Source organism: Xanthomonas sp. NCPPB 1638, assembly GCF_041475635.2.
Lineage (GTDB): Bacteria > Pseudomonadota > Gammaproteobacteria > Xanthomonadales > Xanthomonadaceae > Xanthomonas > Xanthomonas cucurbitae.
The window spans coordinates 926,504-941,766 of sequence record NZ_CM192984.1 but is presented as its reverse complement, the minus strand read 5'-3'; the positions used below and the strand labels follow the sequence as shown (position 1 = coordinate 941,766).

The window sequence follows — 15,263 nt, the reverse complement described above, 5'->3', positions numbered from 1 at the left end:
ACGATGGCCACCGGGCCGACGCGCACCGCCATCTCAGGCGCGGCGACGCTTCTTGGCATCGTCCGAGCGCAGCTGCTGGATGCGTTCGAAGTAGCCCGACTCGATGCCGGTGATGTATTCGCCGTTGAAGCACGAGGAATCGAACTGCTTGATGTCCGGGTTGCCTTCGCGCACCGCCACTTCCAGGTCTTCCAGATCCTGGTAGATCAGCCAGTCGCAGCCCAGGAATTCCTGGATCTCCTGCTCGCTGCGGCCATGCGCAATCAATTCTTCGGCAGCCGGCATGTCGATGCCGTAGATGTTGGGGTAGCGCACCGGCGGCGCGGCCGAAGCCAGATACACCTTGCGTGCACCGGCGTCGCGCGCCATCTGCACGATCTGCCGGCTGGTGGTGCCGCGCACGATGGAATCGTCCACCAGCAGCACCACGCGGTTACGGAATTCCAGGTGAATCGGGTTGAGCTTGCGGCGCACCGATTTCTGCCGCTCGCCCTGCCCCGGCATGATGAAGGTGCGGCCCACGTAGCGATTCTTGACGAAGCCTTCACGGTACTTCACGCCGAGCACGTTGGACATTTCCAGGGCCACGTCGCGCGAGGTGTCTGGAATCGGAATGATGGTGTCGATGTCGTGATCCGGGCGCAGGCGCAGGATCTTTTCGCCCAGCTTCAGGCCCATGCGCATGCGCGCCTTGTGCACCGAGATGTTGTCGATCATCGAATCGGGACGCGCGAAATACACGTATTCGAAAATGCACGGCGCATGGTCGGTGGGCGCGGCGCAGATTTCCGAGAACAGCTCGCCGCGCGCAGTGATGACCAGCGCCTCACCCGGGCGCACGTCGCGCACGCGTTGATAGCCAAGGATGTCCAGCGCGGCCGATTCGGAGGACACGATGTATTCGGTGCCTTCGGCGTGGTCACGCTTGCCCAGCACCAGCGGGCGGATGCCGTGCGGGTCGCGGAACGCCACCAGGCCCAGGCCCAGCACCACGCTGACCACCGCATAGCCGCCCTTGCAGCGGCGGTGCACGCCGGCGACCGCGCGGATTGCCGCTTCGGGGGTGAGCATGCGCTGCGCGTCCAGCTCGTAGGCGAACACGTTCAGCAGCACTTCGCTGTCCGAATCGGTGTTGATGTTGCGGCGGTCGGCTTCGAACACCTGCTGGCGCAGGGCCTCGGTGTTGATGAGGTTGCCGTTGTGCGCCAGCGCGATGCCATACGGCGAATTGACGTAGAACGGCTGCGCTTCATCCATGCCTTCCGAACCGGCGGTCGGGTAGCGGCAATGCGCGATGCCGACACGGCCTTCCAGCACCGCCATCTTCTTTTCATCGAAGACATCGCGCACCAGGCCGTTGGCCTTCTGCACACGCAGGCGCGTGCCATCGGCGGTGGCGATGCCTGCGGCGTCCTGCCCACGATGCTGCAGGACGGTCAGGCCGTCATACAGCTGCCCGGCGACGTTCTGGTTGCCGACAATACCGACGATGCCACACATGGTGCGTGTTCTCCGCTTCGGCTTGCGCCGTTACTGTGAAGGTGGCCGTACCTGGCCCTTGGACTCGACCCGAGCCGGGTCGCTTTCTCCGCCGCGAACCTGCGCCGGATCGATATTGGCGGGCATCGCCTGCGCCGGATCGCGTCCGTCGCTGGCGGGTTTGCCAGGTTTGCCGAGCGCACTCTTGATGCTGTCACCCAGCCCGGACCCCGAAAGCGCCTTGCCCAGGTCGGTAGTATCGCCTGCCGAGGGCAACTTCCCCAACTCCGATGGCAGCTCGCCGAGTTCCATGGACGGCATCTCCATCGATGGCATCCGCCAGGCAGGCAACTGCGCCCGCATCCATCCCGCGCCGGGCGACAGCAGCGGCACCAGCACCGACTGGCGCCAGGACGGCTCGCGGGGCAGCGGCGAGAAGCCCATCAGCAAGACCAGCACGCAGGCCAGAAAGCCGCCGCGCACCACGCCTAGGCCGAATCCGAGCAGACGATCGGTCCCCCCAAGCCTGACTGCATCCACCCCGGCCCGGACCACCATGCCGATCACCGCCACGCTGACCAGCACGCCGACGAACACCATCGCGTAACCACCGAACGATTCGGTGGCCGAGGGGTGCTTGCCACCGGCCAGCCAGTGCGCCGCCGCACCGCCGAACTGAAACGTGGCCCAACCCGCCAGCAGCCACGACAAGGTGCCCACCACGATGGCAACAAAGCCGCGCAGCAGGCCCAGCAGGGCCGACACCAGGATGATGACGCCCAACACCATGTCGATCATCGGCGGGAACTCCACACGGCATGCGCGCCGCTTGTACAGCGTGGCTGGGTCTTCATGGCTGTCCCCTTCCTGGGCGTGAGGCTGTCGAACGATTCGGTGAAGCCGATAACGGCCGCGTCTGCCATGCATGCAGTAGACGCCCTGCCACCTCGCAGTGCTGCCGCAATCGCCTGACGGCGACGCGGCGCAGTGCGCTGGGGTCTCACGGGTGCGGACGCACCATGCCGGAAATGCCGACCTTGGCCGCCACCTGCGCGCGCAGCTGCTCGGCCTCCCCGCGGTTGGCCACCGGGCCGACGCGCACGCGGTTAAGCGCGCCCTTGTCGGTACGCACCTGTTCGACGAAGGCGCTGAAGCCGGCCGCACGCACACGGTCGCGCAGCGCGTTGGCATCGTCGGCACGACCGAAGGCACCCAGCTGCACCGCAAACCCGACGCCGCTGGCAGCCGGCGCTGCCGGGACCATGGGGGCGGACGCAGCGGGCTTGGCCGGCTCCGACTTGGCCGGTTCAGGCGTGGCCGGCGTGGTCCTGGCAACCTCGGGCTTGGCCGGTACCGGCTTCGGCACCTCGGCCGGCTTGGGCGTGGCGGCGACCGGCTTGGCTGGCTCCGGTGGCAGGCTTTCGGTCTTGGTGGCGGCGGGCGCCGCGGCGGCGGTGACGCTGCTGGCCGGCTTGGGCGCTGGCGTCGGCGTCGGGACCGGCGGCGGAGCGGTGGCGCCCACATCCAGCGTCACCACCTGGGCGTTGACGTCGCTGCGCACCTTCACCGCCTGCAGCCGGGCCGATTCGGCCTGGGCCTGATCGGCGTACGGGCCCACGCGCACGCGCCAGGCCGGACGGCCGCTGATCTGGGTCTTTTCGCTGAACGCCGGCAATTGTGCCTGCTTGAGCCGGGCGATCACCGCATCGGCATCGGCGCTGGTGGCATAGGCGCCGAAGTTGACCGCGTAGTTGCCGGCCGCCACTTCCGGTGTGGACGGCGTGCTGGACGGCGTGGCCAGATCCGCTGCATCGGGGTTGTCCTGCATCGCTGCCGGAACACTGGGGGCACCGGCCATTCCCAGCGCGCCACCGGCCGGGGCATTGCCCGGCGTCACTAGCGGCAGCTCGCGGGTTTCGAATTCGCCCTTGCCGGGCGCGGCAGGCGCCTCGAGCGGCACATCGGCCACGCCGCTGGACGGCGCAGGGCCCTTGACCAGCATCGGCAGGAAGATCACGGCGAGCGCCACCAGAACGATGGCGCCAATCAGTCGCTGTTTCAGAGCAGTGTCCACAGAAGAGAGCTAGGGGCGGCGTGGCGGGGTGCCGCAGCGATTATAAGGCCCGCGCCCGCCTGCCGGCCCTAACCGGCTGAACGAAGTGCGCCCAGCGCGTCGGCAACGGTGTGGAACGCGCCAAACACCAGGACACGATCGCCGGCCTGGGCGGTGGCCAGCACCGCCTGCAGCGCGCCAGCAACGTCGGCGTGACAGGGTGCCTGTGCGGCGGCGGTGTCGTGCAGGCGGTGCTGCAGGGCCTGGGCCGACTGACCACGCGTGCCGTCCAACCCTGTCAGCACCCAGTGATCGACCTGCGCCGCCAAGGCCTCCACCACACCCCGCGCGTCCTTGTCGGCCAGCGCGGCGTAGATCGCGCAGGTGGTGCCGGCGACCGGCTGCGCGGCGAGCGCCTGGGCCAGCGCGCGCGCCGCCTGCGGGTTGTGCCCCACATCCAGCAACACCTCCACGCCGGCGACCTCCAGGCGCTGCAAACGCCCCGCCACCTGTGCCGCGACAATCCCCTGCGCCCACGCCGCCTGCGGTACCTCCACCGGCAATGCCTGCAGTGCGGCGATCGCGGCAGCGGCATTGGCCAACTGCACCGGTGCCTGCAGCGCGGGCATCGGCAGTTCCAGGCGCACCGCCACATCGCGCCAGCGCCAGTGCTGCGCATCGACGGATTCATGGAAATAGTCGCTGCCGGCACGGATCGCATTGGCGCCCAGCAGGTAGGCGCGGCGCAGCACGCTCGATGGCGGGTCGATCTCGCCCAGCACCACCGGCTTCCAGGCGCGGATGATGCCGGCCTTCTCGGCACCGATTGCCTCGCGGTCCTCGCCCAACCACTCGGTGTGGTCGATGTCCACGGTGGTGATGACCGCCACATCCGACTCGACGATGTTGACCGCATCCAGCCGCCCGCCCAGGCCGATTTCCAGCACTGCCAGATCCAGCGCGGCGCCCTGGAACAGCCACAAGGCTGCCAGCGTGCCGAATTCAAAATACGTCAGTGCGGTGTCGCCACGCGCCGCCTCGACTGCGGCGAACGCGTCAACCAACTGCGCGTCGCTGGCCTCGTTGCCATCGACACGCACGCGCTCGTTGTAGCGCAGCAAATGCGGCGAGGTATAGGCGCCGACCTTCCAACCGGCAGCGCGCCCGATCGCCTCGATGAAGGCCACCGTCGAACCCTTGCCGTTGGTGCCGCCCACCACGATGACGTGCCTGGCCGGCGCCTGCAGCTGCAAACGCGCCGCTACCTCGTGCACGCGTTCCAGCCCCATGGCAATCGCGCTGGGATGCTGCTGCTCGATGTAGGCCAGCCAATCGGAAAGTGTGGTCGGGATAGTCACGGGGTTACCAGCTGTTTCGCAGCGCGCATTATCGCGCTTGCGCTGCCGCGGTGGCCTGTGGATGCGAGTGGTCATCTCAGCATCCGGTCAGGTATCACGCGGCGACGCCCTACCGGGCGCGTTGACGCCAGCTCGCCCTACAACGCGCGATGTTTGGCTTCACCAAAGAACGGTGTGTGATGCGCACAGTCGTTGAGGCGCACCACTTCCAGGTGATCGACGTCCTCGCCTTCGAGCAGGTTCAGCGTGGTCGGGGCCTGGCGGAAGGTCCACAGCCTGGACAACGGCAGGCCCAGAATCTTGCACAGGATCACGCGATTGACGGCGTCGTGCGCGACCACCAGCAGGGTGTCGTCGGCACCCAGGCCGTCGGCAGCGCGCGCCAGGCCGCGCCAACTGCGGTCCAGTACCTGGCGCAACGACTCGCCGCCCGGCATCAGCACGGTATCGGGTTCCTCGCGCCATGCGCGCAGACGCGCCGGATCCTTGTCGTTGATTTCGCTTGCGAGCAACCCTTCCCATTCGCCGTGGGCAATTTCCTGCAGGTCGGCATCGGTCTGCAGCAATCCTTCGCGCGCACTGCCAAGCGCGAACTTGGCAGTGGCCTGCGCGCGCGACAGCGGCGAGGCGACCGCGCGGGTGATCTGCAGCGAATGCAAGCGTTCGCCCAGCGCGCGTGCCTGGCCTTCGCCCACCGGCGACAGCGCAATATCGATCTGGCCCTGGTAACGGCCTTCGGCGTTCCACGGCGTCTCGCCGTGACGAGCAAGCAGGATGCGCATGCGCTGAGAATTCCTTGGGGGGAGGGGCCGGCTCGCGGCAGCGAAACCGGACCGCATCATAACCGCTCCCCGCCCCCGGCCCGGCGGCCTCAGCGCACGCCCAGCTCCTTCAGCAGCTGCGGCGCAGGCGCCACCTCTGTCATGATCCAGCGCAGGTAACGGCTGTCCACCGCAATCATGCGGGTCATGGCCGGGTCGAAGATCCAGTTGCTGCTCACCGATTCCCAGTTGCCGTCGAACGCCAGGCCGACCAGCTTGCCGTGCGCGTCCATCACCGGCGAGCCGGAATTGCCGCCGGTGATATCCAGGTCCGACAGGAAGTTGACCGGCACCGAACCCAGCCGCTTGTCGTCCAGGCCGGCATAGCGTTTGGCCTTGATCGCCTCCAGCAACGGCTTGGGCGAGTCGAACGGGTCGGCGCCGGTGTCCTTGGCCGCCACGCCTTCCAGCGTGGTGAATGGCGTATAGGCCATGCCGTCCCTGGGCGCGTAGCCCTTGACGTTGCCGAAGGTGATGCGCAGCGACAGGTTGGCATCCGGGTAGACCGCCTCGCCCTTGCTCTTCTTGTAGTCGGCCAGGGCCTGCAGATAGAGCGGCCGCGCCTTGAGCACTTCGCCGGTTTCAAGCTTGTCCTCGCGCTCGATCTGCAGCAGCGCCGGCATCACCGCCACTGCATAGCGGATCGCCGGATCGGTGCTGGCCTCGAACGCGGCGCGGTCGGCGGCCAACCATTTCAGGCGCGCTTCGGTGCTGCCCAGGGTGGTGCCATCCAGCTTGGCCAGCGCCGACTGCACGGCGGCCGCGTCACCGCCGCCCAGCCACTGGTCCAGCGCCGCAAGGCGTTGTGCCGGCGCAAGCGCGATGTACTGGCTGAGCCAATAGTGCTGCAGCTGCCGGTCCATGGCCGGCACATAGCGGCGCTCCATCTGCTTCATCGCGCCTTCGATGGCCGGCAGGTCGCGGTCCTGATATCCCGATTCGCGCTCGGCATTGGGCTTGGCGCGCTCCAGGGCCAACCGGTACAGCTTCACCGCCGCACCCACGGTTCCGGTGGTATCGAACTGGCGCAGCACGAAGTCGCGGTGCTGGGTGGCCTGGTCGCGCTTGGCCAGCGTGACCAGGGTGTCGTGCGCCTTGAGCGCGGCGCGACCGTTGGCGCCCTGGCGCTTGAGCCAGGCCAGCACGGCGGCTTCATCGGCCTGCTTGCGCGCCTGCGCGCCGATTCGCTTGAACCCTTCCAGCTGACCGTCGAAATTCTTGGCGGCATTGTTGAGGCCAGCAACGGTGCTGGCGTACTTCACCTGGATGTCCGGGTTCTGCTTGCCGGCCTGCTCGATCAGCGCGATGACATCCTTCAGGTGGCGACCGACCACCGGGTAGGTCCAGCTGGCGGTATTGTCAAATTGGGCCGCCAGTGCGTACCGGTTGGTCCGGCCCGGATAGCCGGCCACCATCACGAAGTCGCCCGCGCCCAGCGGCTGGTCGGCGAACTTCAGGAAGTGTCTGGGCTGATAGGGCACGTTGTCCTTGGCATAGGCGGCCGGCTTGCCATCCTTGCCGACATAGGCGCGGTAGAACGAGAAGTCGCCGGTGCAGCGCACAGGCCTGTTGCCCGGCATTGCCGATCTCCAGCACCAGCGCATCGCCGTCCTGCCGCGCTTCCACCCAGGGGGTGGCCTGCTGCGCGGCATCGGGGGGCAGCTCGCCGGCGAACTCGCGCAGGAACCCATTGGGCCCATGCACGCGCAGCGCGTACGTCCCTTCGTGCAGCGCACCTGGCGGGATGTCATCGAGCTGCGTGCCCGGCAACACGGTGTAATACCAGGGGCCACCGCTGGCCGCGCTGGTGTAGACGTTGAACGCCGCCGCAGCGGCGCCGCTGTTGACGAACTGCAACTGCAGCGCGTTGCCATCGAGTACGCGTGCATGCACCTGCAATGCATACGGCAATGCGCGCGCGGGGCGTTGGCCCGGCTCCTGCAGTGGCATGCTGGGGTTGCTTGGCGGCACCGGTAGCGGCTTGTTGCGCAACGCAGCGGTCCGCGCGCGGTAGTCGTGGATCGATGGCAACGCGCTCAGTGCCGAATCGTCCGGCTTGCGGAAATCGAACACACTGGTCAGGTCACCGCTGACCGCACGCCGCCAGGGGCTGATATTGGGCTCGGCCACGCCGAAGCGGCGCTCCAGCAATCGCAGCACCGAGGTGTGGTCGAACACCTGCGAATTGACCCAACCACCGCGTGTAAACGGGGAGATCACCAGCATCGGCACGCGGATGCCCAGGCCCACCGGCACGCCGTTGTAGGCTTCACCACGCACATCGACATTGCTGCGCCCCATGCGCGCATCCAGCGCCGGCAACGGTGCCGGTACGTGATCGAAGAAGCCGTCGTTCTCGTCGTAGTTGATAATCAACGCAGTCTTGGCCCAGACCTGCGGATTGGAGGTCAATGCGTCGATCAGCCGCGCCACCAGCGATTCACCATAGGCGGGCGGCGCTTCGGGATGTTCGCAGTACGCGGTGGGCGGAATGACCCACGACACCTGCGGCAAGCGGTTGGCCTGCACGTCGGCGCTGATTGCGGCAACCAGATGCTCGGCCTGCGTGGTGGCCGCGTTGTCCGCGGTGGAGCCTGGCACGCAGGCGCGCGCACGCCGATAACGCTCATCGGCGGGATCGAGTCCACGGTAGTGGGAAAAATACGCTAGCGAGTTGCAGCCGAAGTTGTCGTATTCCTGATACACGCGCCAATCGATGCCGGCTGCCTGCAGCCGCTGTGCATACGTGGTCCAGCCCATTGCCGCGTAACCGGGCTTGTCGCGCGCCATGTCGGCGGTCCAGTTGCCGTCATCGGCATTGTCGGCCACCTGCGCGCGCAGATCGCCCACGCTCAAGCCGCTGGTGCCGGTGAACAGGTACATGCGATTGGGATTGGTCGGCCCATGCATCGAACAGAAATACCCATCGCAAATGGTGAAGGCGTCGGCGAGCGCGTGGTAGTACGGGATGTCCTGACGCTGGAAATAGCCCATCGCCAGCTCGCCCTTGTACGGCACCCAGGCATCGTAGTCGGCCCAGCGTGCCGGGTCCTGCCCATGACCGGCCTTCCAGGAGTGATCCAGGCTTTTAATCAACGGCGCACTGGTGTTTTGCGAATCGAACGCAAACGGCAACAACCGCCGTCCATCGGCGGCGGGCTGGCTCCAGACCGGGTTGCCGTCGCGCAACTGCAGCGCGTGCGGATCGCCGAAGCCGCGCACGCCGCGCAGTGCGCCGAAATAATGATCGAAGGAGCGGTTTTCCTGCATCAGGATCACCACATGTTCGATGTCGCGCAACGTGCCGGTGCGCGCATTGGCCGGCAACGCCAGCGCGCGGCCGATCGATGACGGCAAGGCTCCTGCGGCGGTGAGCGCGGCAACCCGCTTGAGGAAATCGCGGCGCGAAGATGATGAGGTCATGACCGAAGCCTTGCAGAAGTCGATACGACGCAGCGCGTGAAGCGATGCGTGCAGGACACGTATAGCCGCCGACCACGACAGTTTTGCGACAGCGGCCGTCATCAATGTTTCATGAGCCATTGACACCCTGCGTCGCGAAACGCCGGTCTTGCACCGCGCGTCCGCCCTCAGCCGTGCTTGAACAGGATTCCCCCATGACTTCCGCTCGTCGTTTTGATGTCACTGCGTTGGCGCTGGCCCTGGCCGCGCTGCTTCCCGTCGTGGCGTACGCCGCCGCCCCGGTCGCTGCCGACGTTGCAGATGCCCCGGCCGCGGTGGTCGATGCCGCAGGCAACGCCACCGACCTGGATGCGATCAACGTGGTGTCGCAAGGCAGCACGCGCCAGGTGCAGCGCATCAGCCAACAGGACATCGAACAACTGACTCCAGGCAGCAGCCCCTTCAAGGCAGTGGAAAAATTGCCGGGCGTGCAGTTTCAATCCGCCGATCCGTTCGGCACCTACGAGTGGTCCGCGCAGGTCACCTTGCACGGCTTCGACCAGAGCCGCCTGGGCTATACACTCGACGGCATTCCGCTGGGCAACATGAGTTACGGCGTCACCAACGGCCTGCACATCACCCGCGCCATCATTTCCGAAAACCTCGGCTCGGTGGAGATCGCCCAGGGCGCCGGTGCGCTGGGCACCGCCTCCAACACCAATCTCGGCGGCACCATGCAGTTCTACTCGGCCGATCCGCAGACCACGCCTGGTGCGCGGCTGGTGCAGACGGTGGGCAGCGATGCAACGCGCCGCACCTTCGTGCGCGCCGACACCGGCGACCGCAATGGATTGTCGGCGTACCTGTCCTACGCCAATGCCAGCACCGACAAGTGGAAGGGCTTCGGCGACCAACAATCCGAACAGGCCAACCTCAAGACCGTCTACCAGTGGGGTGACGGCAATCGCCTGAGCCTGTTGCTGGATACCTCGCGGCGCAAGGAGTACGACTACATGGACCTGTCGTTGACCAGCCAGCGTGTGCTGGGCTGGGATTTCGATTATCTGCAGCCGGATTGGGCCACCGCCGTGCAGATGGCTCGCGCCTACCAGACCACCGGCGCCACCAGCGGCGTGGCCAATGGCTATCCGCAATCGCTGGCCGGCCTGCCCAACGACTACAGCTGGCTGGATGCCAGCTACTACGCCGGCGGCGGCCTGCGCCGCGACAATCTGGCCGGGCTGTCGGGTACCTTCGTGTTCGGCGGCGCCACCCTGGATGCCACCGGGTACTACCACGGCAATCGGGGCGAGGGGCAGTGGGTGACGCCGTACGTGGTGACCTCGGCGCAGATTCCGCTATCCATGCGTACCACCGATTACGGCCTGGATCGTTTCGGCGGCACCAGCGCATTGAAGTGGTCATGGGGCAATCACGATCTGGAAGCCGGCATGTGGGTAGAAAATGCCCGCACCACGCAGAGCCGCAACTATTTTGCGCTTGGTAACGAGGGCTATACCTCGCTGTACAACGTGTACGACGCACAAACCCCGTTCCGCCGCGACTTCCTGCAGCGCTACACCACCCAGACCCGCATGCTGTACCTGCAGGACACCGTGCGTCTGCTCGATGATCGATTGACGCTGAACTACGGTGCAAAGGCGCTTGACACCACCACCCGTGCGCAATCGCTGTTGCCGACCAACGCGCTGGCGCAAGGCCGCATCAGCGCCGAGGACAACTTCCTGCCGCAGGTGGGCGTGAATTACAAACTCGACGAGCGGCAAGACATCTACGCGTCCTACAGCAAGAACATCGCGGCGTTCGGTTTCACTCCGTTCGCCACCTCGCAGGCCGCGTTCGACCGCAGCCGTTCCACGCTGGAGCCGGAACAATCGCAGACCGTGCAGGTGGGCTACCGCGTGCAGGACGCGCAGTTCCAGCTTTCGGCCGATGCCTACTTCACCAAGTTTTCCAATCGTCTGCTGACCACCTCGCCGTGCAGCGCGGTGCAGACCTGCGCGGCGATCCTGAGCAACGTCGGCGCCGTGCATAGCGTCGGTGCCGACCTGGCGCTGATGTGGCGCCCGGTCGAAGGCCTGAGCTGGTTGAACTCGCTGTCGTGGAATCGCTCGCGCTACCAGGACAACTACCTCAACAACGGCGTGGTTGCCACCGCTGGCAAGGACGTGGTCGGCATCCCGGCACTGATGTTCTCCTCCAGCGCCAGCTACCAGGTCGGCAACCTGCGCCTGGACCTGGACGGCAAGTACGTGGACAAGCGCTACATCACCTTCCTCAACGACTCGCAGGTTCCCTCGTACTGGCTGTTCAACGCCGGTGCGCGCTACGACTTCGGCCGCGTGGGTCCGGCACAGGATGTGGGCCTGGCGCTCAATGTCACTAACCTCACCGACAAGCGCTACTTCGCCAGCACCGGCACCAACGGCTATGTCGCTTCCGATCCGGATGGCTACAACCAGACCATGGTGGTCGGCGCACCGCGGCAGACCTTCCTGAGCCTGGATGTGAAATTCTGAGCATCTGCAGGTCGTCCCCCTCATCCGGCGCTGCGCGCCACCTTCTCCCGCATGCGGGAGAAGGGTGAAGGCGGTGGTGACCTCCATCCGGCGCTGCGCGCCACCTTCTCCCGCGTGCGGGAGAAGGGTGAAGGCGGTGGCGACCTCCATCCGGCACTGCGCACCACCCTTCTCCCGCATGCGGGGGAAGGTGCCCGAAGGGCGGATGGGGGCAGCGCGCGAAGTCGCCCCCTGTCCGGCGCGTGCGCCCGCACGTACACCGCCTGCTCCGTCGCCCGGCAGGCGCCGGATCGACGTGGGCGACCGTCCTGCACTGCCGCATGGCGGATGCGGCATCGGGCATATAATTGCGGACTTATTTCACTTAGCAGGCCTCGCCATATGGCGCAGACGATGAAGGCGCTGGTCAAGCGCGATGCGGCAAAAGGAATCTGGATGGAGCAGGTACCGGTTCCCACCCCCGGCCCCAACGAGGTGCTGATTAAGCTGGAAAAGACCGCCATCTGCGGCACCGATCTGCACATCTACCTGTGGGACGAATGGAGCCAGCGCACCATCACCCCCGGCCTGACCATCGGCCATGAATTCGTCGGCCGCGTGGCCGAGCTCGGTTCGGCGGTGACCGGTTATCAGGTGGGTCAACGCGTCTCGGCCGAAGGCCACATCGTCTGCGGCCACTGCCGCAATTGCCGCGGCGGCCGGCCGCACCTGTGCCCCAATACGGTGGGCATCGGCGTCAACGTCAACGGCGCCTTTGCCGAATACATGGTGATGCCGGCGAGTAACCTGTGGCCGATCCCGGACCAGATTCCCTCCGAACTGGCCGCATTCTTCGACCCGTACGGCAATGCCGCGCATTGCGCGCTGGAGTTCGACGTCATCGGCGAGGACGTGCTGATTACCGGCGCCGGTCCGATCGGCATCATTGCCGCCGGCATCTGCAAGCACATCGGTGCGCGCAACGTGGTGGTCACCGACGTCAACGATTTCCGTCTCAAGCTGGCCGCCGACATGGGCGCCACCCGCGTGGTCAACGTGTCCAACACCTCGTTGAAGGAGGTGATGAAGGACCTGCACATGGAAGGCTTCGACGTGGGCCTGGAAATGAGCGGCAACCCGCGCGCCTTCAACGACATGCTCGACTGCATGTACCACGGCGGCAAGATCGCCATGCTCGGCATCATGCCGCGCGGCGCCGGTTGCGACTGGGACAAGATCATCTTCAAGGGTCTTACCGTGCAGGGCATCTACGGCCGCAAGATGTACGAGACCTGGTACAAGATGACCCAGCTGGTGTTGTCGGGTTTCCCGCTGCAGAAGGTGCTCACCCACCAGATGCCGATCGACGATTTCCAGAAGGGCTTCGAGCTGATGGAAGAAGGCAAGGCCGGCAAGGTGGTCCTGAGCTGGAACTGATCCGTCCACACGCAGAAGGCGCCCCAGGGCGCCTTCTGCGTGTGCGCTGGGCGCCGCCTTCGACCTTGGCGTCACTCGTCCATGGCCTGGGCGACACGTATCGCATTGCCGCCGTGCACGCCGCATCTGACCGCTGGCAACGCCAGCAGCCAGTGCTGGCCGGCGCACCTCACGGCCAGGCGACCGTGGCGGTCGCCACCAGATGGTTCTGCGAATTCTGCGGCCCAAAACCGAATTCGGCCGCTTCGCTGGTGTCGTAATAGCCCACGCTCAGCCCCAGCGGCCCGAACGTCTTGCCCACGTTCACGCCAAAGTCGTTGTAGTCGTGATCCACCTTGCGCAATGCCGAGGTGTAGATGCTGTGTCCGGCATGCGCGCCGATGGTGAAGTCATGTGGCAGCGCCCAGCGGGCATCTACTGCGTAGTAATAACCATCGGTCCCTGACCCATACAGATCGTTGGTATAGGCAAGCGTCAGGCTGTAGGTCTTGAGGAAGGTGGTCTTGGTAATCAACTCGGCGTAGTCAGACGCGCGCGCACCCAGGTATTGGTAGCGGTTCACCAACACGTCCACATTCCAGCGACTGCCAAGGTTGGTGTTGTAGCCGACGAAGCCGTCCACTTCCCAGTTCGGATCGCTGGTGGTGGAATCCACATTGGATCCCCAGGCGCCCATGTACAGGCCACTGGGCAGCGTATAGGTCAGCCCGGCCTGGAAGGCAGGGCCTTCGTTGGTCTGGGAAATGCCGCGGAACAGGTAATCGCTGGTGACCGCGAAGGTGCCGCTGAGCACGGGCGCCGGCGGACCGTCGTCCTGGGCCAGTACCGGCGGCGCGACACCGCACAACAGCAACGACAGACAGCAGGCAAGCGGGAACGGCGTCATGGGCATCTCCTGGAGCGCAGAGAAGTCGAACAGAGCGAAGCGAGGTCTGCAGTACCTACTTAAACGAACCATCGCTGCACTGCAACATACATTGCGTGATCGCTTGATCCAGCGCGCATTTTGTTCCCGATCCAGTGCAGATCGACTCGCCATGTCATCGACTGGGCGCGCGGAATCTTGACCTGCGCGTCGTGGCTACCATGGGCACCACGAATCGCTCCCTCCTGCCCCGTTGTCCGCGCCCGCTCACTGCCCGCGCGACCCGGCCATTGCTCAGGCCGGAAAGACACCATAGTGCCGCGCCGCCAGCCGCAGCTGCTGGCCCGGCTGGAAGCCCCCGGCCGAGGCAGGCAGTTCCACTTCCACCTCGTTACCGGCCGGCTGCAGCCTGGCGCGCAGCCGCAGCCGTGGGCCGCTGCGCTGCGACCAGGCCACCGTGGCCGGCCAGCCGGCGTCATCGGGCACCAGATCCTCGGGCCGCACATAGACGTCCACGGGCCCGGCAGCCAGCGCGGCATTGGCTGCCGGCAAGGCGTGGCCGGCCACCTGGATCTGCCCCTGTTCCAGTATGCCGGGAATGCGGTTCACCGCCCCCACGAAGGAATACACGAACGGCGAGGCCGGCGTGTCGTAGATCACCGCCGGGGTGTCGAGCTGTTCGATACGCCCACGGTTGAGGATGGCGACCCGGTCGGCCAGCTCCAGCGCCTCTTCCTGGTCGTGGGTCACGAACACCGTGGTCAGGCCGGTGCGCTCGTGCAACGCACGCAGCCAGCGCCGCAGGTCGCGGCGCACCTGTGCATCCAGCGCACCGAATGGCTCGTCCAGCAACAGCACGCGCGGCTCGATCGCCAGGGCGCGCGCCAATGCGACCCGCTGCCGCTGGCCACCGGACAACTGGGTGGGATAGCGCTGCTCCAGCCCCTGCAACTGCACCAGCGCCAGCAGTTCTTCCACCCGCGCCCGGATCCGCGCTTCGGCCCAGCGCGCGTTGCCGCGCCGCACGCGCAGCCCGAAGGCGATGTTCTCGAACACGTCCATGTGCTTGAACAGCGCGTAGTGCTGGAATACAAAGCCGACCCGGCGCGATTGCACGCTCATGCGGGTGGCGTCCTCGTCGCCGAACAGCACCTGCCCGCCATCGGCGTGCTCTAGCCCGGCCATGATCCGCAGCAGGGTGGTCTTGCCCGACCCGGACGGCCCCAGCAACGCCAGCAGCTCGCCCTGGCGCACGTCCAGGCTGATGTCGTCCAGTGCGGTGAAACTCTCGAACTGCTTGCGCAGGCGGTGGATACGGATGCCCATGGT

Annotated in this window: 9 protein-coding genes and 2 pseudogenes; 2 read left to right on the top strand and 9 right to left on the bottom strand. The window is 66.3% G+C overall.

Annotation, left to right across the window (positions count from 1 at the left end; all coding sequences use genetic code 11):
* Window positions 1-33: 33 nt before the first annotated feature.
* The 7 genes and pseudogenes from purF to ACCQ13_RS04025 form a co-directional block, all read right to left on the bottom strand.
* Window positions 34-1,500 carry an amidophosphoribosyltransferase gene (gene purF / locus ACCQ13_RS04055; protein WP_104604084.1) on the bottom strand — a complete coding sequence of 489 codons (1,467 nt, stop codon included), beginning with the start codon at window positions 1,498-1,500 and terminating at the stop codon, window positions 34-36.
* A gap of 30 nt (window positions 1,501-1,530) precedes the next feature.
* Entirely contained in the window at window positions 1,531-2,277 is a 747-nt protein-coding gene (locus ACCQ13_RS04050) for a CvpA family protein (RefSeq protein WP_372372341.1), read from the bottom strand.
* Window positions 2,278-2,479: 202 nt separating this feature from the next.
* On the bottom strand, window positions 2,480-3,553 hold the full coding sequence (locus tag ACCQ13_RS04045; protein WP_104604086.1) for an SPOR domain-containing protein: 1,074 nt from the start codon (window positions 3,551-3,553) through the stop codon (window positions 2,480-2,482).
* A gap of 68 nt (window positions 3,554-3,621) precedes the next feature.
* Window positions 3,622-4,821 (bottom strand): bifunctional tetrahydrofolate synthase/dihydrofolate synthase, encoded by a 1,200-nt coding sequence (gene folC, locus ACCQ13_RS04040; RefSeq protein ID WP_372372402.1) that lies wholly within the window; start codon window positions 4,819-4,821, stop codon window positions 3,622-3,624.
* Window positions 4,822-5,027: 206 nt separating this feature from the next.
* Window positions 5,028-5,672, bottom strand: a complete 645-nt coding sequence (locus tag ACCQ13_RS04035; RefSeq protein ID WP_104604088.1) for a histidine phosphatase family protein — start codon at window positions 5,670-5,672, stop codon at window positions 5,028-5,030.
* A gap of 89 nt (window positions 5,673-5,761) precedes the next feature.
* Window positions 5,762-7,345, bottom strand: a pseudogene (locus tag ACCQ13_RS04030) (S46 family peptidase); the annotation flags it as partial.
* Window positions 7,251-9,134: pseudogene (locus ACCQ13_RS04025) on the bottom strand (phosphocholine-specific phospholipase C); the annotation flags it as partial. The pseudogenes ACCQ13_RS04030 and ACCQ13_RS04025, both read right to left, overlap by 95 nt.
* Window positions 9,135-9,238: 104 nt before the next feature.
* Here ACCQ13_RS04025 and ACCQ13_RS04020 point away from each other — a divergent pair.
* Window positions 9,239-11,653, top strand: coding sequence for a TonB-dependent receptor (locus ACCQ13_RS04020; protein WP_159406670.1), 2,415 nt, complete (start codon window positions 9,239-9,241; stop codon window positions 11,651-11,653).
* A 381-nt stretch (window positions 11,654-12,034) separates the two neighbouring features.
* The gene (gene tdh, locus ACCQ13_RS04015; protein ID WP_167526823.1) at window positions 12,035-13,069 is read left to right on the top strand and encodes an L-threonine 3-dehydrogenase; all 1,035 of its coding nucleotides are present in this window, start codon (window positions 12,035-12,037) and stop codon (window positions 13,067-13,069) included.
* Window positions 13,070-13,238: 169 nt separating this feature from the next.
* On the opposite strand, the gene ACCQ13_RS04010 is transcribed toward tdh, so the two are convergent.
* Together ACCQ13_RS04010 and ACCQ13_RS04005 are read right to left on the bottom strand one after the other, a co-directional pair.
* Window positions 13,239-13,955, bottom strand: coding sequence for a TorF family putative porin (locus tag ACCQ13_RS04010; protein WP_104604091.1), 717 nt, complete (start codon window positions 13,953-13,955; stop codon window positions 13,239-13,241).
* A 273-nt stretch (window positions 13,956-14,228) separates the two neighbouring features.
* Window positions 14,229-15,260: a sulfate/molybdate ABC transporter ATP-binding protein gene (locus ACCQ13_RS04005; RefSeq protein ID WP_372372340.1), complete on the bottom strand. Its 1,032-nt coding sequence runs from the start codon at window positions 15,258-15,260 to the stop codon at window positions 14,229-14,231.
* Window positions 15,261-15,263 lie beyond the last annotated feature (3 nt).